Source organism: Streptomyces sp. NPDC014870, assembly GCF_043081505.1.
Lineage (GTDB): Bacteria > Actinomycetota > Actinomycetes > Streptomycetales > Streptomycetaceae > Streptomyces.
The window spans coordinates 370499-390093 of sequence record NZ_JBIBWQ010000001.1; the positions used below are offsets into that span (position 1 = coordinate 370499).

Here is a 19595-nt window from a genome sequence, read left to right on the forward strand (position 1 = left end):
CCCCCCACAGAGGTGAGCAGTGAGTGCACACGCAATCGCGGCAGACGCTCTGACGGAGACAGCCGGCGTCTGGCAGACAGGGCTCGCGCAGGTGATCGGTGGGCTCGTCATCATCGGCGCCTTCGTCCTCGGCACGAGGGTCAGGGACAAGGAACTGCCGCCGCCCGACCCGGAGACTCAGCCGCACCGTCCGCGGACGGACCGCCTCCCCGGCGAGATGTCCGAGTACCGACGGCCCGCCGAAGTACCCCGCACCGACGGAGAGCACCGGCTCACTCCGCATCAGCTCAAGGGAGGCGGCACCACCGGCTCCGAGACCTCGCCCGAACCTCCGAGCGAGGAACGCCGTAAGTGGGGCGGCATCTCGAGCGGCGGCTTCGGCAGCGGTGGCGTCGGGCACGGAGACTGACGCGCCGCGAGCGGGCTTGCGGCCCACGCCCTCGACCGCAATGGCCGAGCACGTTCCCGTCAGCACACGCAAAGGCCCGCCGCCCCGCACGGCACGGCGGCTCCCCATCAGGTCATTCGGAGACCCCCATGACCCCGTGGATCGGAGACCCCGATGACCCCGTGGAAGGGCATGAGCGATGATCATCACCGATTCGCAGGCGTACGGCGGGGAGTCCTGAGCCGGCCGGCCCAGACGCTTCGGCATCGTGGCTGATGCCCCGCCGGCCGCGCCGCATGCGCCGAGCAGTGCCACGGGACGGCGGCCGAAGCGTTCGGAGAGAGCCCCCGGATCGGGAAAAGGGCACGTCGTCGGAGACCGGCCGAACGTGAGCCGAGCCGTCTCGCTACTGTGTGCGGCATGCCTCGTACCTCTCCCTCCGCCGCTCTGGACACTCTGCTCGCCGGAAATCGACGCTTCGTCGACGGCACCCAGGAGCACCCCAACCAGGACGCCGCCCGCCGCGCGGAGCTCGCACCCGGCCAGGAACCCTTCGCGGTCATCCTGGGCTGCTCCGACTCACGCCTTGCCGCTGAGATCATCTTCGATCAGGGTCTCGGCGACCTGTTCGTCGTACGGACCGCCGGCCACGTGCTCGGTGCCGAGGTTCTGGGCAGCGTCGAGTACGCCACGAGCGTGCTCGGCTGCCGACTCGTCGTCGTCCTGGGCCATGACTCATGCGGCGCGGTCGCCGCCGCCCGCGCTGCTGTGGACGACGGTGCGCCGGCGCCGGGCTTCGTGCGGGACGTGGTGGAGCGGGTCACGCCCAGCATCCTCGCCGCCCGCGCCGCCGGGCTCACGGAGGGCAGCGACATCATCGACGCCCACATCAGGCACACCGCGGACCTGCTCACGGAGCGCTCGCGGATTCTGGCCGAGCAGGTGGCGACGGGCGAGGTCGCCGTCGTGGGTCTGGGCTACGACCTTGCCGAGGGCCATGCCAGGCTCGTGACGGCCCATGGTGTCGACAAGGTCGCCTGATCCCCTGACGAGACGTCAGGGCCCCCGTGTGCTGCGGCCTCCCGAAGCCACCTGCCCGGCTACTTGACGAGTGAGTCCGGCTCGCTCCGACGCCTCGTGTTCCGCTCAGGTTCCGACAGTCCCGCACCCTCCGCGACCCGGCGGCGTATCCGCACGGCGCCGGATCGTGGAGGTGCCCAGGGCAGGCGCAGCGGAATCTCACTCAACAGTCGAACACCGACCAACAGATGTCGTTGCGCAGCCTCTGGTCATCAAGAACGAGCTCACGGATCGCCTCGGGGAGCTGACCGCGCTGCCACTGACACTCGAGTCGTCCCGCGATCTCGCTCTCGCCCTCAGGCGCCGCCGCACGTACGGCCTTGATCGCGTAGGCGGCCGCACCGAGCTCGTGCGCGGCGACGTGCGCGACGACACCGGCCTGACCGGCGGCATACGCGGCATGGCGTGCTGCACCACGCAGATCTCTGGCCGCCCCCATCGCATCGCCACCCGCGGCGCGAGCCTGCATCATCCTGACCTCGCCGCGCACCCACGCCCGGGCGTGCTCGATCGCCTGGCGCGGGCGCGGGTCCCCAGGCCGGGCCGACTCGAAGAGGCCAAGGACGTGCTCTGCACACGAGGCGGCCCATAGAGCGAGGAGAGGTGATCCGTGTCGGTGAGAGTTCCACCACGGCGGAGCGTCACGAACCGAGGGTCCCGGACCTTCGGGAGGATCATCCTGCGCTCCCTTCCGCGCGCATCGTCGCCGCTCGCAGCGGTGTGCCCCGACCGCCAGTCAACCGCCCAGCGGGGGCAACGATACGGACTGCCGGCCTGGAATGCGGCGGGTGAGCACTGTGCCGAGCGGTGGGTACGGGGAGACTTCCGGCATGGCCACTGTCAATGGAGAACCCGCGTCCGTCGCTCAGCTGACGGCCCTCGCCCTCACCAACTACGGGCACTTCACCACCATGCGGGTGGAGGACGGGGCGGTTCCCGGTCTCTCCCTGCATCTGGACCGGCTCGTCCGGGACTGCGCCGAGGTCTTCGGGGCGGGGCTCGACACGGAGCGGGTGCTCGGCTGGGTGCGGGAGGAGGTCGGCGGGCGGGGCGGGGCGTCGACCGTACGCGTCACCGTCTTCGATCCTGCCCTCGACCTCGCCCGCCCGGGTGAGGGGGCCGACCCGCATGTGCTGGTGACCACCCGCCCGGCGGGTGCCCTGCCCGCGCCTCCGCTGCGGGTGAGGGCGCTTCCGTACGTCCGGGACGCCGCCGAGGTGAAGCACACGGCGCTGTTCGGTCAGCTCAGGATGCGGCGGGAGGCGCGGCGGGGCGGTTTCGACGACGTCCTGTTCATCGGGCCCGACGGGCTGGTGTCGGAGGGATGCACCTGGAACGTGGGGTTCGTGGACCGGGACGGACGGGTGGTGTGGCCGGAGGCGGACGTGCTGTCCGGGGTGACCATGCGCCTGCTGCGCTCGGCCCACCCCGGCTCCACCGTCCGCCCGGTCCATGTCGACGAACTGCCCTCTCTGCGCGCCGCGTTCGCCACGAGCTCCGGGATCGGGGTGCGCGTGGTGGAGGCCGTCGACGGCGTGCGGTTCGCCGTCGGCGACCCGGTGCCCGGCGCGCTCCGGGAGGCGTACGCGGCACTGCCCGCGGAGCGGCTGTGACGGTACCTGCGCCCTACGACTTCCGGTACTCCGGCCACGGGCCGGCGGCTCGGCTTCGAGGACGCGCGGGAGCCCAGCACCGCCCGGTTCGGCACTCGGAGCTTCCGGAAGGTACTTCAAGCCTTGCCCACGTGACCTTCGCGGCAGGGCCATGCTGTGGAGCCGTTGGTCAGCAAAACTCCCAGCACGAGTGGCATGGTGGTCGCCACCGACGACGAACGCATCGAGGAGGCGTGTCGCCAACTGGGCATCGACTGCACGCGCACCAGAGACCACCCCACCGGGACCGACCGCATCGCCGAGTGCGCGCAGCACCTGCACGCCGACGCCTACATCAACGTGCAGGGCGACGAACCGCTCATAACGGCCCTCAGACTGTTCCGACAACTCCCGCACGGGCGCCGGAGCGAACCGAGGGCGTGGAGATGCTGCGCTTCGTCGAACACGGGCACCGCGTACAGATGCTCTCCGTCGCGGACGACGGGCTTGCGGTCGGCACACCTGAGGACCTTGCCAGAGCCGACCGGTTCCTCCGGTCGCGGCAGCAATTGCATGGCGCCGCCCACACGCGTACCTGTGGGTCCCGCGCCGTAAGCATTGACCTGCGGAAGGACCTCGAGTCGCCTCGGGGGTAGCTCGCGGTTCCGCTGGGTCGAGCGGCGCTCCCAGCTCCTCCGCCACCGACGGTTCCGAAGCGCGCGCAATTGGATGATCTTGACGTGTCCTGGTTCCGCAAGGGGACCGGGGACCGTTCGGCCCCAGCGAGATGCCCTTCCTTGGACGAGACTGATGGTGTCGGATCTGGGAGGTGCACATGAATGCCCAGCCGAGTGTCGCCACGACAGCCGAGCCCCTCTTGCTCGACACGGCCCTGCCCGAGTTCCGGTTCTCCCGCCTCGAGTGTGCCGTGATCGCCGCTGCGCCGGACGTCGTGTACGGCGCAGCCCGAGATCTGGACATGCTGTCCATCCACTCGCCACTGTTCGACGCGGTCATGTGGGCACGTGGAGTTCCGGACCGCGTGCGACGCCGGCCCGTGGTCACACCGCCTTCGATGCGGCTGTCCGACCTGTTCGAAACCGCCGTAGGTGGCGATCAGGGGGACCTGGAGGCCCAGACCTGGGTTGCGCTGGGTGAGCGCGCGGGGCGCGAGATCGCCTTCGGGGCGGTCGGCAAGGTATGGAAGCCCACTATCGAGTGGCGCCGTGTCGAATCCAGTGACTACGCGGGCTTCGATGAGCCCGGCTGGGCGAAGATGGCCGCCGCCTTCGTTGTGCATCCGTACGGGGCACGGCGGTCGCTCCTGAGCTACGAAGCGCGTACCGCGTGCACCGACCCGGTTTCCACCACGCGGTTCGGCCGCTACTGGACGCTGGTCTCCCCGGGCGTCGGCATCGTCCTGCGCGGAGCGCTGCGGGCGATCGAAGCGGCAGCGGAGGCTGGAGAGGGAATTACCTGAGGAGATGAGTCGTGATGCGCGCTGTGATCGTGTACGAGAGCCTGTTCGGCAACACGCGCGAGATCGCCGACGCGATCGGAGAGGGTGTGAAGGAGACGCACCCGGACGCCGAGGTCGAGTGCGTGCCAGTGGTCGACGCGCTGCCGGAGCGCATCGGCCCCACCGACCTGCTGGTCGTCGGCGGGCCCACCCATATGCGGGGCATGACCACCGGGATGAGCCGGAAGATGGGGCTGAAGGCCGAGAAGCAAGAGGCCGAGAACAGAGAGCGTCCCTTCACTCCCGAGGAGGGCGCCGAGGGCCCCGGCGTCCGAAACTGGTTCCACGACACACTCCCGAAGGCCCACACCGGTACCCATGCCGCCGCAGCCTTCGACACCAGAGCGGACATGCGCCTGGCCGGCGCCGCCGCGAACGGCATCGCCCGTCGGCTCCGCGGTCATGGCTACGAACTCGTCGCGGAACCGGAGGGCTTTGTCATCGAGGACACCGAAGGACCGCTACGCGCCGGCGAACGAGACCGCGCGAAGGCCTGGGGGGCGGCTCTCCAGATCGCTTGACTGATCCAGCTGGGAACCGCCACCGGCAAGCGTGAGGGCACGTCGAGCAGGACCCGCTTCCGTCGCGGATCCCGCCATAAACAGGCATGTGCCCCCCCTGCCCGTGAAGGTGCTGGTCAAGCTCCCAGGACCAGAGGGTCATGCGTACCGCACCCGGCGGGACGCCACAGGCGGGTTGACGCACCTCGTACGGGCCGACCAGGCCCCCCGAGGGGGCCGTCCGGCCCTCCTCACCCCTCACGCAGCGAGGCCAGACTGGGAGTGGACACCGCCGAGGAGGCCCTCCGATGAGCACACCTCCCAACCCACGACTCACAGCCGCTCTCTCCGCCGACCAGCGTGACCGGCTGTTGAAGTGCGCCCGCCCGGTGGACTTCCCTGAAGAGACCCGGCTGTTCGAGGAAGGCGGATACGCCGACCGGTTCTGGATCATCAAGACCGGGACGGTCACCCTGGACGTCCGCGTGCCCGGCAAGCGGGCCGCCGTGGTCGACAGTGTCAACGCCGGGGAGCTGCTCGGCTGGTCGTGGCTCTTCGAGCCGTACCGCTGGCATTTCGGCGCCGAGGCCATGACACGGGTACGCGCGGACGAGTTCGACGCGGCGACCGTGCGCATGCTGATGGACACCGATCCGAGCTTCGGCTTCGCCCTGGACCACTTCGTGGGACAGATGCTCGCCCACCGTCTCTTCTCCGCTCGTGTGCGGTTGCTGGATCTCTACGCCCCGCACGGGAGCGGCCTGTAGGCCCTCATCCCGCTGGGAGAACGTGATGCCCGCCTCTCGCTACGCCGTCAGCGACGTCATGACCCACACCGCCATCGCCATCGGACGGGACGCGCCGTACAAGGAGATCGTCGCGCTCATGGACCAGTGGAAGGTGAGCGCCTTGCCCGTTCTGGAGGGGGAGGGACGGGTGATCGGGGTCGTGTCGGAGGCCGATCTGCTGCCGAAGGAGGAGTTCCGCACGGAGGAGCCCCGTCCGGACGAGTTCGCCGCCGCGTCCAAGGCCGGAGCCGTACGGGCCGGGGAACTCATGTCCAGCCCCGCCGTGACCGTCCATCCTGAAGCGACGCTCGCCGAAGCGGCACGGATCATGGCGACGCGGAAGGTGAAGCGCCTGCCCGTGGTCAACGGCGTCGGCATGCTGGAGGGTGTGGTCAGCCGGAGCGATCTGCTGAAGGTGTTCCTCCGTACGGACACCGAGGTCGAGCAGGACATCCGCCGCTCCGTCCTCGGTGAGCCAGCCGCCCCTGTGGGGCTGGACGTGACGGTCACGGACGGCGTGGCCACGATCCGTGGCCCGCTGTCCGACCGGTCGCTGGTGCCGCTGGTCGCCCGCGCCGTGCGGGCTGTGGAGGGCGTCGTCGACGTCCGGATGGATCTCGGTGCGACCTGAGACGCTCCGTTGACGGACAATCCATAGGGGGGTGCCCAGCCGATCGACCACAAGGATCGCCATGACGGACCTGCCGGCAGCCACCGCACTCACACGGGTGTTCCTCGTCGACGATCACGAGGTCGTCCGCCGGGGTCTCCGTGACCTGATCGACGACGAGCCCGACATGGAAGTGGTCGGCGAGGCGTCGACCGCCGACCAGGCACTGGCCCGCGGCCCCGCCCTGCGGCCGGACGTGGCGGTTCTCGACGTCCGGCTGCCGGACGGCGACGGGATCTCCGTGTGCAGGGAGCTGCGGTCCCGGATGCCCGAGCTGGCCTGTCTGATGCTGACGTCGTTCGACGACGAGGACGCTCTCCTCGACGCGATCATGGCCGGCGCCGCCGGGTACGTCCTCAAGCAGATCAAGGGGTCGGACCTCGTCGCGGCCGTGCGCACCGTGGCCACCGGGCAGTCGATGCTGGACCCGGCCACCACAGCGCGGCTGATGCACTCGCTTCGAGACCCGGAGGCGGCGAAGCCGACGGAGGACGAACGGCTCGCAGTGCTGTCCGAGCGGGAGCGGTCCGTACTCGACCTCATCGGCGAAGGGCTCACCAACCGGCAGATCGCCAAGCGGCTCTACCTGTCGGAGAAGACCGTCAAGAACCACATCTCACGACTGCTCGGCAAGCTCGGCGTGGAACGCCGCGTCCAGGCCGCCGTCATCGCCGCGCAGGCACACGAGCACGACTCCGAGGAGAAGTAGGCGTCCGGACCTCACGTCCGCCCTTCCGGCAGCGGGATCCTCCATTCCAGTACCGTCCCGCTCCGCGGCTCCGCTCTCGCCCGGACCGACAGGGTCCCGCCCAGCCGCTCGGCCCGTTCGGAGAGGTTGCGCAGTCCGCTGCGGCTGCCGCCCTGCGGGATGCCGGTACCGTCGTCGCTCACCATCACTGCCAATACGCCGTCCTCGGCCACGACCGACACCTCCGCCCTGTGGGCCCGTGCGTGCCGGGCCACGTTGGTGAGCGCCTCGCCGATGACCGCGATCACCTCCTCGGCCGCCTCATGGGGCACGTCCGTGTCGAGGAGACCCTCCATACGCAGCGCCGGAGCGAATCCGAGCGTGGTCGCGATCTCGTCGACCGCCTTGACCACACGACTTCTGAGCCTCGGCGCCCCGGCGCTCTCGCGTTCCCGTAGACCGAAGATGGTCGACCGGATGATCTTGATGGTGGCGTCCAGGTCGTCGATCGCCCGCGTCAACCGGTCCACGGCCTCCGGGTGCTCGACGAACCTACGGGCGCTCTGCAGCGTCATGCCGGTGGCGAACAGCCGCTGGATCGCGAGGTCGTGCAGGTCACGGGCGATCCGGTCGCGGTCCTCAAGGAGGACCACCTGTTCGGCGTCCCGGCGGCGGTCGGCCAGTTCGAGTGCCAGGGCTGCCTGCCCCGCGAATCCCGGGAGAGCAGTGATCTCCAAGCCGGTGAACGGGGGCCGCCCGTGCTTCCGGGCGAGGATCAGCACCCCGCTCAGTCGCTCCTTGGTGCCGACCGTGACGGCCACCGCCGGCCCGAATCCCGTCCACCGTTCGGGCTGCACCCGGATGCGCGACTCGTTCTCGACGTCGGCGACCGTGAGCAGGCCCTCCTGCGCGAGGGCGGCCTCGGCCAGGGTTCCCTCGCTGGACGGCAGGACGACGCCCCGGTGCGCCTCGGCCCCCTCACCACGGGCGAGCGAGCCCCGCAGCTCACCGCCTGCACCCACCAGGTAGAAGACCCCCACGTCGGCGCCCGCGATGTCCACGGCCTGCTCCAGCAACCCGTCGAGCACCGTGGTCTCCTCCGCCCCGGACAGGAGGGCACTGGTCAGGTCGGAGCTCGCAGCCAGCCACCGTTGCCTGAGGCGGCCCTCCTCGTACAGGCGGGCGTTCTCGATGGCGATGCCGGCCGCGACGGACAGGGTCGTCACGACGGCTTCGTCCTCGGCGTCGAATTCGGCCCCTCCGCGCTTCTCGGTGAGGTACAGGTTCCCGAAGACCTCGTCGCGGACCCGGATGGGCACGCCCAGGAAGCTGTGCATCGGAGGGTGGTGGGGCGGGAACCCGTACGAGGCGGGATGCCCGGACAACTCGGAGAGCCGCAGAGGCTTGGGGTTGCGGATCAGCTCGCCGAGCAGTCCGTGCCCCGAGGGCAGGTCGCCGATCTGCGCCCGCAGGTCGTCTCCGATGCCGACGGGGAGGAACTCCGAGAGCTTCTTGTCGTCCCCGATGACGCCCAGAGCGCCGTACTCGGCGTCCACGAGGGTGACGGCTGCCTCCACGATGTCCCTCAGCACCTGGGGAAGGTCGAGTTCCCTGCCTACGGACATGACGGCTTCCAGCAGCCCGTTGAGCCGGTCCCTGGTGCCCCGCACCTCGTCGATGCGCACTTGGACCTCGTCGAGCAGCTCGTCTAGTCGCAGCCGCGGGACCTCGCGGTTCGCAGGCCCCAGCCCCTCCGACACCATCGTCACCTCCGGCCACGCCAAGAACCCGTCCACGCCTGAAGCACATCTTCACGGTAGTTCCGGTGCCCAGGACCCTCCAGCCGGACGCGCCCCACGGAAGGCGGTGCGGACGAGTCGTGCGGCCAGGAAGCCGGCGGGTGCGCAGGCGACGGCGATCCCGGCGCCGGCCCAGCCGAGCGGTTCGGTCTCCAGAACCGTGCTCAGGAAGGGCACGTAGAGCGCCGCTGCAGCCAGGAGGCCGGAGGCGAAGACGGACAGGGGTAGGAACGGGTTCTTCCGGGTGAACAGCCGGGAACGGAGCCCCAGCACCACCCCGAGTTGCGCCGCGAGCAGGGCGAGGAAGAGCACGCTCTGCCAGGCGAGGTCGAGTGTCCGGGCGGTGAGTCCTGCGCTGAGGGAAGCCGCTGTGACGACGGCGGCGAGGACGAGGAGGCGCTGCCAGGCACCTCCGCCGAGGATGTGCTGGTCAGGCGGGCGGGGTGGTCGCCGCATCGCTCCCGGGGACGCTGGTTCGGCGCCCATGGCCACGCCGGTGAGGCCGTGCGTCAGGAGGTTGATCCACAGGATCTGGCCCGCCCGCAGGGGCAGTGGCAGCCCGAGCAGCGGGCCGATGATCATGACGAGGATCTCGGCGGCTCCGCCGGCCATCCCGTAGACCAGGAAGCGGCGGATGTTGTCGTAGACGCGCCGTCCCTCGTCGACGGCCGCCACGACCGTCGCGAGCTCGTCGTCGGTGAGGACCAGATCTGCGGCCTGGCGGGCGACCTCTGTGCCGCGTGCGCCCATGGCGACGCCGATGTCGGCCCTGTGTAGGGCGGGGCCGTCGTTGACTCCGTCGCCGGTCATGGCAGTGACAGCACCCCGGGCGCGCCACGCCTCGACGATGTCCAGCTTCTGTTGTGGGTCCGTACGAGCGAAGACCCGCACCGAGGTGAGGTCGGCAACGCGGCCTGCGGCCACGTCCGCCCCCGTGACGACGTGGCCTTCCATCTCGCCGCCGTTGCCCAGGAGGGCGACGTGGGACGCGACCGCCCGAGCCGTCGCCGGATGGTCCCCGGTGATGAGGACGGGGGTGATGCCGGCCGCCCGGCAGGCGGCGAGGGTCGCTGCCGCGTGCGGCTTGGGCGGGTCGCTGAGCGCGACGAGCCCGAGGAGAGCGAGCCCCGACTCCGCCGCGGTGATCGGGATCGGGGTGTCGTTCCGCGCACCCGATGCCACGGCGAGCACGCGGTATCCCCGGGCCGCCAGGCTCGCGGCCTCTTGGCGGGCCGCCGCGAGCGCGTCCGGGGGATCGAGCAGGACGGCCGGGTCGAGAACGGCTTCGGGAGCCCCCTTCAAGCAGACGAGGACCCTGTCTCCGCCCGTCTCGTGGAGCGTGGTCATGCGTCTGCGGAGGCTGTCGAAGGGTGCTTCTCCGATCCGCGGCCGGGTCATCGCCAGTTCCGCGGCATCCGGGCAGCCGGTCTTGGCCGCGGCCGTGAGCAGGGCGGCTTCCATGGGATCGCCCAGGGCCGTCCAGCGGGCGTCGGACGCTTTGCTGTCCGCGGGGCGCAGCGTGGCGTCATTACAGAGCGCAGTCACCGTCAGCAGCTCACGCAGCGACTCGAGCTCGTCCGACGCCGCCGGCCTTCCGTCGACCAGGGCCTCGCCCACGGGCTCGTACCCCACACCCGAGAGCACGGCGCTCACCTGCGGTGTCCAGACGTGGTGGACGACCATGCGGCCCTCGGTCAGGGTGCCGGTCTTGTCCGTGGCGAGTACGGACACCGAGCCGAGCGTCTCCACCGCGGGAAGTCGGCGCACCAAGGCGTGCCGGGTGACCATGCGCCGGGCTCCGAGCGCGAGTGCCAGGGTGACGACGGCGGGAAGGGATTCGGGTACCGCCGCCACGGCCAGGCTGATGGCGGTGACGGCCATCGTGCCGAGCGGGAGCCCCCGCATCAGGCCGAGCGCGAAGACCAGAACGCACAGGGCGAGCGTCACGCCTGCAAGGACGCGTCCCAAGGCGGCGAGGCGGCGCTGCAGCGGGGTGGGCTCGCGGCGCTCGTCGAGAAGGGCCGCGATGCGGCCGAGCGCGCTGGATGCTCCGGTTTCCGTGACAACGGCGACGCCCCGGCCCCGGACGACGACCGTGCCGGCGCTCAGCGTCGCACCGGGGTCCTTGTCGACGGGCACGGACTCCCCGGTGAGCATGGACTCGTCCACCAGTACTGCGGACGCCTCGGCGAGTTCTGCGTCGGCGGCGACGATGTCACCTTCACCGACGAGGAGGACGTCACCAGGGACGACCACCGCAGCGGGGAGGTCGACAACGGCACCGTCGCGCCGCACACGCGCGTGCGGGGCGGTGAGGGCCGAGAGTGCGGCGACGGCGTTGTCTGCGCGGATCTCCTGCGCCACGCCGACGGTCGTGTTCACGAGGACGACCAGGCCGATCACGATCGCGTCGGGATGGTCTCCGATCGCGAGAGTCAGCACGACGGCCCCGAGGAGCACCATGATCAGCGGGTCTGTCAGCTGGGCCAGGATCCGCTTGTGGAGCCGCACTGGCCTGCTTGCCGTCACCTCGTTGGGGCCTGTGTCGGCGAGCCGGCGGGCCGCCTCCTCTTGGGTGAGTCCCGTCGTCTCCCGCACCTGTGCAGGAGCCCGGTCCGGTGCTGACCTCGCCATGGCCCGCTCACACCGCGGGCACCGTGATCACCGGGCAGTGGGCACGATGCAGCAGTCCGTGCACGACGGAGCCGACGCGCATCCCGGTGTATCCGCCCCGGCCTCGACGGCCGACGACGACGGCGAGGGCGTGCTCGGCGGCGTTCGCGAGCGTCTCGACGGGGGAACCGATCAACACCTCGTGGGTGATCCGGACGTCGGGATACTTCTCCGCCCAGCCTGCGGTGGTCTCCGAGAGCATGCGGCGCTCGGCGTGGAACAGTGTGTCACCGCTGTGCAGGGAGAACACCGGAGGCTGCCAGACAGCGATGGCCCGGAGCGCGCAACGCCGGAGGTCCGCTTCCTCGAAGGCCCAGGCCAGGGCTGCTCGCGAGGACTCGCTGCCGTCGACGCCGACGACGAGGTACGGCGCCTCCTGAGTGACATGCTCCGCGTCGCCCACGACGGCCACCGGGCAGTGCGCCTGCGCGGTGACCGGGACCACCAGAGAGCCGGCGCTGAGGAACTCCTCTGTACGGCTGAGGTGCCGGGAACCGAGCACGATCATTCCGGCCTCGGATGACAGACCGTTCAGGACTCCTGCCGGGAAACCGTCGAAGAGGGCGGAGGTGGCGTTCACGGCGGGCTGCCGGGAGTGCGCCCAGGCAATTGCTGTGCGGAGTGCTTCCGTGCCGGTCTGCCGCAGTGCCAGGTGGCGAGGTGTGTCGTCGACGTGCTGGGTGTCGTGCTGCGGTGGAACCGCGACCACGAGCCGCAGTCCCATGCCTCGCAACCGGGCCTCGTCCACGGCCCAGGCAAGGGCCAGGTGCCAGTTCTTGACCGGGTCGATGCCGACGACGATGTCATGGCGATCCGTGGTGCGTGTCATGACGTACTCCCGTGTCCAGGGCCTCGCCGGGGGATGAGCTCCACGGGACAGTGGGCGTGCTGCAGCAGAGTGAGCGTGGTTCGCCCGATACTGGGTCCGAGGTATCCGGGCGACCGTCTCCCTCCGACGACCACGAGGTCGGCGTGGTGTGACGCGTCGACGAGAGCCCCGGGCACGCTGTGGCTCTTCTGGCCGTCGGCCTGCACCGTCAGTTCCGGGAATTCGTTCTGGACCCGGTCGGTGACTTCGGCCAGCGCGTGTACATGCTCGCTGGCGATCTCCTCGCCTCCGTTGTGCAACAGAGCGCGTGGGCCGGCGGACAGTCCCGCATTCCAGATGTGCAGGAGCCGCAGGGGCACCTTGCGCAGCACGGCCTCACGGGCCGCCGCGAGGGCGCAGCCCACATCGGCCGCGTCCCGGACCGCTGCCAGGACAACGCCCGTCTCGGCAGGCTCGGTGGCCCCGCGAACCACGACCACGGGCGTGGTGGCGGCAGCCACCACGCCAAGCCCGACCGAGCCGAGCAACAACGAGGAGAACCCGCCCAGGCCCCGGTGCCCGACGACGATCGTTCCGGTGACGGCAGCGGCCCGTCGCAGACTGTCAGGGGCAGCGCCGTCGTCGAGTTCTGTGAGAACCGTGAGCTCGGGGTGACGCGTCGCGATCTCCTCGGCAGTCCTGTCGAGCAGTTCCAGCCCTGCTCGCCGACTCGCGACGATCTCCGCCTGGGACAGAAACGGGACCGGTGCGTCCGTGTTCGCCGCGTGGACGACGCAGAGAGAGCTACCCCGCAGGGCCGCCTCCTCCGCCGCCCACATCACCGCCATACGCGCAGATGGTGATCCGTCGACGCCGACAACGACACTGCCGAGGCCCGGACGGGACGTGGATGCCGCCATGGCTCCTCCTCACACAGTCCGAAGGACTCCTTCCACTTTCCCATTCGGTCGCAGGCGAACGGAGGGCCGCTGGGGCCAACGACGGGACCAAAGGGCCCACCACCTGGTCGGGGAAGACCACGGGCCATGCCGAGAGACCGTTCGGTCCTGAGGGTGGACCGTTCGGCCCTCCCCTGCACGCATCCGGAAGGGAAGGGTGATGAAGCAGGACAGCACCGCCGAACCCCTGAACAGGAGGCGTGGCGATGAAGCACATGAAGGTCGGCGGCCTGATGACCGACGACGTGGTTTCCGCCCTCCCTGCGATGTCGTTTCGGGACGCGGCGAAGGCCCTCGCCGAACACGACATCAGCGGACTTCCTGTCGTGGACGAAGACGACCATGTCGTCGGAGTCGTGTCGGAGAGCGATCTCCTGGCCCGCCACGAGCTGACCGTGAAAGACATGATGACGCAGCCGGCCATCACCGTTCACGCCGAGGAGACGGTGGCTGACGCGGCGCGCCTGATGGTACGGCGGGGCGTCGAACGCCTTCCCGTCGTCGACGAGGAGGAACGGCTGGTGGGCATCGTGACCCGCCGCGATCTGCTCTACGTCTATCTCCGACCCGACGCCGAGATACGACGACGCATCCATGAGGACGTCCTCTCGGACGCCATGGACCTGCCGGCCGACGCGGTGGACGTCCACGTCCTCGACGGTGTGGCGACGCTCGCCGGCCGCGTCCGGCGACGCACTCAGGCCCGGATGCTCGTCGAACTTACCGAGAGGGTGGACGGTGTCGTCGCCGTCGTGGACCGACTGTCCTCCCAGGAGGACGACACGCGGCTCTCGTCCTCCACTCGGACTCCGCACGACAGCCTCTGGTGACTCACCGCAGACAGGACTCACCGTGTCCACCACCCCTCTGACCCGACCGCTCGTGACGTCGCTGATCGAAGACGCCGTCACCGCTCCCTCGATGCACAACGCACAGCCGTGGAAGTTCGTCGCCCGCACTGACTTCGGCGTCATCGAGCTGCACGGCGATCCGCTGCGCGGCATGCCGCACGAGGACCCCGATCACCGCGCTCTCCACCTCGGTTGCGGCGCGGCCCTGTTCGGTCTGCGAGTCGGCGCCGCGCACCGGGCCCTGAAGCCGGTGGTACGGCTGCTGCCCACCCCCGACGATCCCTGGCACCTCGCAGACGTACGGTTCGACGGTCCGGACGACGCCGACAGCGACCTGGGGGAGTTCCACGCCGCCCTGCCGCATCGGCACACCAGCCGATTCCCCTTCACCGAGGAGAAGATCCCCTCCGAGGTGATCGACGAGCTCCGCGCCGCGGCTCTGCTGGAGGGCTGCCGGCTGGTCGTACCCGGGGCCTGGCACACCGACACCGTCATGAACCTCGTCCACGCCTCCGAACTGTTCGAAGCGGCGGACGAGGCCGTCCGCGCGGAGATCGCCGCTTGGACGCGCACAGGCGCGGCAGGAGAAGGCTCCGACACCGAAGGCATCCCCTCATACGCCTTCGGTCCACGGCAGTACGACGTGACGTCTCCCGTCAGGGACTTCGGCGCTCCCCGCCAGGTACCCGGACGTGTCTCGGCGCGCTTCGAGAAGAGGCCGCAGATCGCGCTGCTCGGCACGGTCGGGGACACGCCGGAGGAATGGCTGAAGGCCGGCCAGGCCATGCAGCGGGTGCTGCTCCAGGCCACGCTGGACGGTCTCGCCACCTCCCTGATGTCCCAGCCGCTGGAATGGCCCGAACTCCGGTCCGACGCACGCGATCCCGGCTCGGCGATCGGCTTCGTCCATATGGTGTTCCGCCTGGGCTACGGCCCCCAGGGGCGGGCCACGCCGCGCCGGCCCGTCGCCGAGGTGCTCACCTTCGACTGAAGCCGCGCTCAGAGCCGGAACCACCGCTCCTGCCCAGGTGCGACGCTGAGCTTCCGGTCACCGGGAAGCACGACGTCGAGCGGGCCCTCGGGCGAGTCAGGAACCGTGATGGCGAGCCGCCCGGGGAACATCCTCAGCCGCACTCCGCGATGACGGCCGCAGCACAGAGTGAAAGTGAACCGTGGGATCGCCGCCAGTGACACCGGAGTCACTCGCAGACCTTCCGGTCCCGTCTCCAGGCCGGTGATCCCGCGCTCGACGAGGTCGATCGTGCCGGCCATCGCTCCGAGATGGACGCCTTCCCCGGTCGTACCGCCCTGGACGTCGGCCACGTCGGCGAGCAGGGCCTCCTCGCAGTACCGCCAGGCGTCCGCGCCCTTCTGCCGGGCCAGCACCCAGCCGTGGACGAGGCTGCTGAGCGTCGACCCGTGGCTGGTGCGCCGGAGGTAGTACGAGACGGTCGCCCGCCACACCTCGTCGTCCAGCGCGTAGCCGAGCCGGCCGAACAGGTCGGCCAGCTCCTCGGGCCGGAACAGGTAGCCGAGCATGAGGGTGTCGGCCTGTTTCGACGCCTGGTAGCGGTTGACCGTGTCGCCCTCGGCCTCCAGGATCCGGTCGAGTCTGCGGATGTCGCCGTACAGGTCGCGGTAGCGGTCCCAGTCCAGCTCCGCCAGATCGCCGTACCCCTGGAACTGGCTGACGACGCCTCGGTGGAACGGCACGTACAGGCGGCGGGAGACGTCCTGCCAGCGAGCGAGTTCACCGTCGTCGAGCGACAGTTGCTCCCGGAGCTCCGAGCGGCGGGCCTCGGGCAGTTCGCCGAGGAGGTCGAGGCCGCGAGCGAGTACCCAGGCGGCGGTCGCGTTGGTGTAGGCGTTGTCGTCGATCCCCGGGTTCGCGGCGTCGGGGTAGGCGTCGTGGTACTCGTCGGGTCCTACGACCCCGCGAATGCGGTGACGACCGAGGGCCGGGTCGAACACGGCGGCCGTGGACCAGTAGCGGGCGACCTCCAGGAGGATCTCCGCACCGGCGGAGTGCAGGAACCCCCGGTCACCGGTGGCCTGCGCGTACCGCCACACGTTGTAGGCGATGGCGGAGTTCACATGGTGCTGAAGCCTGGAGTGGTCGGGGAGCCAGCGTCCTGATCGCGGGTTGAGGTGTAGGGCCTGGGTCTCCTCCCGGCCCGAACTCGCGCTCTGCCAGGGATACATGGCTCCTCGGCGACCGGCGAGACGAGCGGCCTCGCGCGCGGCCGGCAGTCGACGGTGCCGGTACATGAGCAGGGCCCGGGCCACCTCGGGGAAGTGAAGGTCGAGATAGGGCAGGACGAAGAGCTCGTCCCAGAAGACGTGCCCCCGGTATGCCTCCCCGTGCAGTCCGCGCGCGGGCACGCCCACGTCGAGTTCCGCCGTGAGCGGGGAGAGCGTCTGCAGCAGGTGGAACACGTGCAGCCGCAGGATGCGGCCCACCTGCCCCGGCACGTGCAACTCGCCCTGCTCCCAGATGCGCTGCCAGGCCGCCTTGTGAGCGAAGAGCAGCCGGGGGAAGTCGGGGGCGCGGACGATCGCATCGACGGCTGCGGAGTGCGGGTCGGCGGCGGGCCAGTCCATCGAGGTGTGGAGGGCCAGGGTCTTCACGACCGTCGCCGAACGGCGGGGGACGACGGGCAGGCGGTACGTCTGCACGGTGCCGGTCCCCGTGGCTTCCTGCCTCGCGGGCCGGACGGGGCTGGTGACCGTGCGCACGGCGGCGGCGATCCCGATGCCCGGGTCGGCCGTGCGGCAGGTGAGCCAGGCGACGCCGTCGGACGCGAATCCGGCCCGGTGGTCGGTGAGATGCCGACCTTCCAGATGCCGGTAGCGGTCGACTCCCGCGTTGGTCACGGCGCCGTCGAGGATGGACTGCACCTCGATGTCACCGCTCCAGCCGTAGGCGCGGAACAGAGTGCGCTGGGCTGCCAGTCCGGGGTCTCCCATGTGAACGAGGCGGAGGTGGCTCACGCGCAGGCCGCGCCCAGGGGCGTCCTCGAAGAAGAGGCGCCGGGTGAGAACCCCCGCGCGCAGGTCGAGATGGACGTCGTAGTGGCGCAGTTTCTCGTTGTCGGGCGTCAGCCAGTCGCCGGCCGGACCGTCGTCCGGAAGGCAGCGGTAGCGCAGCAGCGTCCAGTTCGGAAGGTTGACGAGGTCCTCGTTCTCGACCCGCTCCCCCGCGACGAGCGAGGTGAGCCGGTCGTAGCAGCCGGACAGATAGGTGCCCGGGTAATGCGCGCCACCGGCCGTGCACTCGGGCGCGGAGCCCCGGGTCGCGAACCGGCCGTTTCCGAGGGTGCACAGTGCCTCGACCAACGGCTCGTGTTCCGCGTCGTACCGGTCGTACCTCCACGTCCAGCTCGAGGTCATCCGCGCTCACCCCACACGCTCCGGACCAGTGTCGTGAGATCGGGAACCACCAGGTCGGCGCCCTGCTCGCTCAGCGGGGCGGCGGTACGCCGCAGCGCGGTGCGATCGACGCCGACGACCAGGCCGAAGCCGCCGCGACGCGCCGCCTCCACCCCGGCGAGTGCGTCCTCGGCGACCGCGGTCTCCTGCGGGCGGGCGCCGAGGAGAGCGGCCGCCCGCAGGAAGAGCGCGGGATCGGGCTTGCCGGCGAGGCCGAGGCGGGCGGCGTCCTCGCCGTCCACGATCACGGCAAGGAGCTCTGCGAGACCTGCCGCACGGATCAGTTGCCGAGCGTGTCGGGAGGCCGACACGGCAGCGCACGGCACGTCCGCCGCGCGCAGGGCCAGTAGGGCGGGCCGACTGTCGTCGAAGGCCGCGACGCCGTCCTCGCGCAGCAGGTCGACGAACGCCTGCTCCTTGCGGGCGGCGACCGCCCAGATCGTGGCGGAGCCGGGCGGGTCACCGGACGTTCCCGCCGGGAGTGCGAGGCCCCGGGCTGTGAGGAAGGCCGCGGCGCCCTCGTAGCGGGGTCTTCCATCGACGAACCGCCGGTACTCCTCGTCGGCGTCGAAGGGCGGCTCCTCCTCGCCGGCGACCGCTGCCATGCAGGCGTCCAGCGCGGTCTTCCAGGCCGCCGCGTGGAGGCCGGCCGAGTCGAGGAGCACCCCGTCCGTGTCAAGGACGAGGGCGCGGGGCGAGCGGGTTCCTGGGCCTCGGTCGTCCCCTGCACCGCTGCCTGCCGGGCGAGGGTCGGTGCCGCTCACCGGCGTGCCCTAGGCCCCGCGGAGCGCGACCTTGAGGGCCCCTGTCTCTGCCGCACGCCCGAAGACGTCGTACGCCTCTTCCATCTGCCCCAGGTCGAAACGGTGGGTGATCAGCGACGAGGACGGCAGTCGGCCCGCGGCCATCATGCGCAGCAGCAGAGGTGTGGACGAGGTGTCCACCAGCCCCGTGGTGATGGTGACGTCCTTGATCCACAGGTCTTCGAGGTGGAGCGCCGCCGGCTTGCCGTGGACACCGATGTTGGCGACCCTCCCCCCGGGCCGCACCATCCGCGTGCACATCTCGAACGCCTCGGGAACGCCGACGGCCTCCATGACGACGTCGGCGCCCAGGCCGTCGGTCAGATCCGCGACCAGCTGTTCCGGTTCCTCCGTGGCGTGGGCCGTGGCGTGCGCGCCGAGGGCGCGGGCGGCGTCCAGCCGCGACTCGGCCAGGTCGACGGCGACGATGTTCCCCGGGCTGTAGAACGCGGCGGTGGCGACGGCAGCGAGCCCCACGGGTCCCACGCCGACCACGACCACCGTGTCGGCGGGGCTCACGGCACCGTTCAGCACACCGACCTCGTAGGCGGTGGGGAAGATGTCGGCGAGCAGGACGGCGTCAAGTCCGTCCGTGGAGTCGGGCAGTGCGTGGACGGACAGATCGGCGAAGGGCACCCGGACGTACTCCGCCTGAGTTCCGTCGATGGTGTGCCCGAGGACCCAGCCTCCCCCTCCCCTGCACTGGCCGTAGCGGCTCTCGCGGCAGAAACGGCAGCGGCCGCAGGCCGAGATGCAGGAGATCAGGACGCGGTCACCGGGACGGACGGTACGCACGTCACCGCCGGTCTCGACCACCGTGCCCACCGCCTCGTGACCGAGCACGCGGCCCGGCGTCACCTCCGGCACGTCCCCCTTGAGTATGTGCAGGTCCGTGCCGCAGATGGTGACGACGTCGACCCGCACGATCGCGTCGCCGGGGTCCTTGACGACCGGGTCGGGCACGTCCTGCCAGCCCATACGGCCCGGCCCCTGGAAGACGAGTCCCTTCATGGCGTGCACCCACTCTTCATCGCGCGTCGTTGCGGTC

The 19595-nt window shown here is 70.6% G+C and carries 18 protein-coding genes and 1 pseudogene; 11 read left to right on the top strand and 8 right to left on the bottom strand.

Translation table 11 applies throughout. The annotated features are described in order from the left end of the window. Positions 1–19: 19 nt before the first annotated feature. Both ACF09C_RS01555 and ACF09C_RS01560 read left to right on the top strand, forming a co-directional pair. A complete protein-coding gene (locus tag ACF09C_RS01555; protein WP_392087393.1) occupies positions 20–409 on the top strand; it encodes a DUF6479 family protein in 390 nt (129 codons plus the stop codon). A gap of 399 nt (positions 410–808) precedes the next feature. Next, positions 809–1429 (top strand): carbonic anhydrase, encoded by a 621-nt coding sequence (locus ACF09C_RS01560; RefSeq protein WP_392087394.1) that lies wholly within the window; start codon positions 809–811, stop codon positions 1427–1429. 202 nt (positions 1430–1631) lie between these two features. On the opposite strand, the pseudogene ACF09C_RS01565 reads toward ACF09C_RS01560, so the two are convergent. Continuing rightward, positions 1632–2146, bottom strand: a pseudogene (locus tag ACF09C_RS01565) (putative immunity protein). A gap of 152 nt (positions 2147–2298) precedes the next feature. Here ACF09C_RS01565 and ACF09C_RS01570 point away from each other — a divergent pair. The 7 genes from ACF09C_RS01570 to ACF09C_RS01600 all read left to right on the top strand — a co-directional run bounded on the left by ACF09C_RS01570 (position 2299) and on the right by ACF09C_RS01600 (position 7246). Next, positions 2299–3081, top strand: a complete 783-nt coding sequence (locus tag ACF09C_RS01570) for an aminotransferase class IV (protein ID WP_392087396.1) — start codon at positions 2299–2301, stop codon at positions 3079–3081. A gap of 195 nt (positions 3082–3276) precedes the next feature. Next, positions 3277–3675 carry a cytidylyltransferase domain-containing protein gene (locus ACF09C_RS01575; RefSeq protein WP_392087397.1) on the top strand — a complete coding sequence of 133 codons (399 nt, stop codon included), beginning with the start codon at positions 3277–3279 and terminating at the stop codon, positions 3673–3675. Positions 3676–3895: 220 nt separating this feature from the next. Then, complete coding sequence (locus ACF09C_RS01580) at positions 3896–4540, top strand: hypothetical protein (RefSeq protein ID WP_392087399.1); 645 nt, start codon at positions 3896–3898, stop codon at positions 4538–4540. Positions 4541–4554: 14 nt separating this feature from the next. Further along, the gene (locus ACF09C_RS01585; RefSeq protein ID WP_392087401.1) at positions 4555–5100 is read left to right on the top strand and encodes a flavodoxin family protein; all 546 of its coding nucleotides are present in this window, start codon (positions 4555–4557) and stop codon (positions 5098–5100) included. A gap of 287 nt (positions 5101–5387) precedes the next feature. Beyond that, a complete protein-coding gene (locus tag ACF09C_RS01590; protein ID WP_392087403.1) occupies positions 5388–5846 on the top strand; it encodes a Crp/Fnr family transcriptional regulator in 459 nt (152 codons plus the stop codon). 25 nt (positions 5847–5871) lie between these two features. Next, positions 5872–6498: a CBS domain-containing protein gene (locus tag ACF09C_RS01595; protein ID WP_392087405.1), complete on the top strand. Its 627-nt coding sequence runs from the start codon at positions 5872–5874 to the stop codon at positions 6496–6498. Between the two features lie 61 nt (positions 6499–6559). Further along, positions 6560–7246 (top strand): response regulator, encoded by a 687-nt coding sequence (locus ACF09C_RS01600; protein WP_392087407.1) that lies wholly within the window; start codon positions 6560–6562, stop codon positions 7244–7246. An 11-nt stretch (positions 7247–7257) separates the two neighbouring features. Here the strand turns inward: ACF09C_RS01600 and ACF09C_RS01605 are convergent, their stop codons facing one another. Genes ACF09C_RS01605 through ACF09C_RS01620 form a run of 4 tightly spaced genes read right to left on the bottom strand, consistent with a single transcriptional unit; the run spans position 7258 to position 13425 of the window. After that, entirely contained in the window at positions 7258–8988 is a 1731-nt protein-coding gene (locus ACF09C_RS01605; RefSeq protein WP_392088646.1) for a GAF domain-containing sensor histidine kinase, read from the bottom strand. A 48-nt stretch (positions 8989–9036) separates the two neighbouring features. After that, complete coding sequence (locus ACF09C_RS01610) at positions 9037–11658, bottom strand: cation-translocating P-type ATPase (RefSeq protein ID WP_392087409.1); 2622 nt, start codon at positions 11656–11658, stop codon at positions 9037–9039. A gap of 7 nt (positions 11659–11665) precedes the next feature. Next, complete coding sequence (locus ACF09C_RS01615; RefSeq protein ID WP_392087410.1) at positions 11666–12526, bottom strand: universal stress protein; 861 nt, start codon at positions 12524–12526, stop codon at positions 11666–11668. Continuing rightward, complete coding sequence (locus tag ACF09C_RS01620) at positions 12523–13425, bottom strand: universal stress protein (RefSeq protein ID WP_392087412.1); 903 nt, start codon at positions 13423–13425, stop codon at positions 12523–12525. The genes ACF09C_RS01615 and ACF09C_RS01620 overlap by 4 nt, the downstream gene beginning before the upstream one ends. A gap of 245 nt (positions 13426–13670) precedes the next feature. Here ACF09C_RS01620 and ACF09C_RS01625 point away from each other — a divergent pair, with 245 nt between their 5' ends. Together ACF09C_RS01625 and ACF09C_RS01630 are read left to right on the top strand one after the other, a co-directional pair. Continuing rightward, positions 13671–14294: a CBS domain-containing protein gene (locus tag ACF09C_RS01625; protein ID WP_392087414.1), complete on the top strand. Its 624-nt coding sequence runs from the start codon at positions 13671–13673 to the stop codon at positions 14292–14294. 22 nt (positions 14295–14316) lie between these two features. Then, positions 14317–15306: an Acg family FMN-binding oxidoreductase gene (locus ACF09C_RS01630; protein ID WP_392087416.1), complete on the top strand. Its 990-nt coding sequence runs from the start codon at positions 14317–14319 to the stop codon at positions 15304–15306. 8 nt (positions 15307–15314) lie between these two features. Here the strand turns inward: ACF09C_RS01630 and ACF09C_RS01635 are convergent, their stop codons facing one another. Genes ACF09C_RS01635 through ACF09C_RS01645 form a run of 3 tightly spaced genes read right to left on the bottom strand, consistent with a single transcriptional unit; the run spans position 15315 to position 19558 of the window. Next, positions 15315–17705 carry a glycoside hydrolase family 65 protein gene (locus ACF09C_RS01635; protein WP_392087419.1) on the bottom strand — a complete coding sequence of 797 codons (2391 nt, stop codon included), beginning with the start codon at positions 17703–17705 and terminating at the stop codon, positions 15315–15317. After that, on the bottom strand, positions 17702–18508 hold the full coding sequence (locus ACF09C_RS01640) for an HAD family hydrolase (RefSeq protein WP_392087421.1): 807 nt from the start codon (positions 18506–18508) through the stop codon (positions 17702–17704). The genes ACF09C_RS01635 and ACF09C_RS01640 overlap by 4 nt, the downstream gene beginning before the upstream one ends. A gap of 9 nt (positions 18509–18517) precedes the next feature. Continuing rightward, the gene (locus ACF09C_RS01645) at positions 18518–19558 is read right to left on the bottom strand and encodes an alcohol dehydrogenase catalytic domain-containing protein (RefSeq protein ID WP_392087424.1); all 1041 of its coding nucleotides are present in this window, start codon (positions 19556–19558) and stop codon (positions 18518–18520) included. Between the last annotated feature and the right edge of the window lie 37 nt (positions 19559–19595).

Excerpts from the sequence above, each read along its gene's own strand:
- ACF09C_RS01560 (WP_392087394.1), top strand. The coding sequence starts at position 809 with ATGCCTCGTACCTCTCCCTCCGCCGCTCTGGACACTCTGCTCGCCGGA.
- ACF09C_RS01570 (WP_392087396.1), top strand. The coding sequence starts at position 2,299 with ATGGCCACTGTCAATGGAGAACCCGCGTCCGTCGCTCAGCTGACGGCC.
- ACF09C_RS01575 (WP_392087397.1), top strand. The coding sequence starts at position 3,277 with ATGGTGGTCGCCACCGACGACGAACGCATCGAGGAGGCGTGTCGCCAA.
- ACF09C_RS01580 (WP_392087399.1), top strand. The coding sequence starts at position 3,896 with ATGAATGCCCAGCCGAGTGTCGCCACGACAGCCGAGCCCCTCTTGCTC.
- ACF09C_RS01585 (WP_392087401.1), top strand. The coding sequence starts at position 4,555 with ATGCGCGCTGTGATCGTGTACGAGAGCCTGTTCGGCAACACGCGCGAG.
- ACF09C_RS01590 (WP_392087403.1), top strand. The coding sequence starts at position 5,388 with ATGAGCACACCTCCCAACCCACGACTCACAGCCGCTCTCTCCGCCGAC.
- ACF09C_RS01595 (WP_392087405.1), top strand. The coding sequence starts at position 5,872 with ATGCCCGCCTCTCGCTACGCCGTCAGCGACGTCATGACCCACACCGCC.
- ACF09C_RS01600 (WP_392087407.1), top strand. The coding sequence starts at position 6,560 with ATGACGGACCTGCCGGCAGCCACCGCACTCACACGGGTGTTCCTCGTC.
- ACF09C_RS01605 (WP_392088646.1), bottom strand. The coding sequence starts at position 8,988 with ATGGTGTCGGAGGGGCTGGGGCCTGCGAACCGCGAGGTCCCGCGGCTG.
- ACF09C_RS01610 (WP_392087409.1), bottom strand. The coding sequence starts at position 11,658 with ATGGCGAGGTCAGCACCGGACCGGGCTCCTGCACAGGTGCGGGAGACG.
- ACF09C_RS01615 (WP_392087410.1), bottom strand. The coding sequence starts at position 12,526 with ATGACACGCACCACGGATCGCCATGACATCGTCGTCGGCATCGACCCG.
- ACF09C_RS01620 (WP_392087412.1), bottom strand. The coding sequence starts at position 13,425 with ATGGCGGCATCCACGTCCCGTCCGGGCCTCGGCAGTGTCGTTGTCGGC.
- ACF09C_RS01625 (WP_392087414.1), top strand. The coding sequence starts at position 13,671 with ATGAAGCACATGAAGGTCGGCGGCCTGATGACCGACGACGTGGTTTCC.
- ACF09C_RS01635 (WP_392087419.1), bottom strand. The coding sequence starts at position 17,705 with ATGACCTCGAGCTGGACGTGGAGGTACGACCGGTACGACGCGGAACAC.
- ACF09C_RS01645 (WP_392087424.1), bottom strand. The coding sequence starts at position 19,558 with ATGAAGGGACTCGTCTTCCAGGGGCCGGGCCGTATGGGCTGGCAGGAC.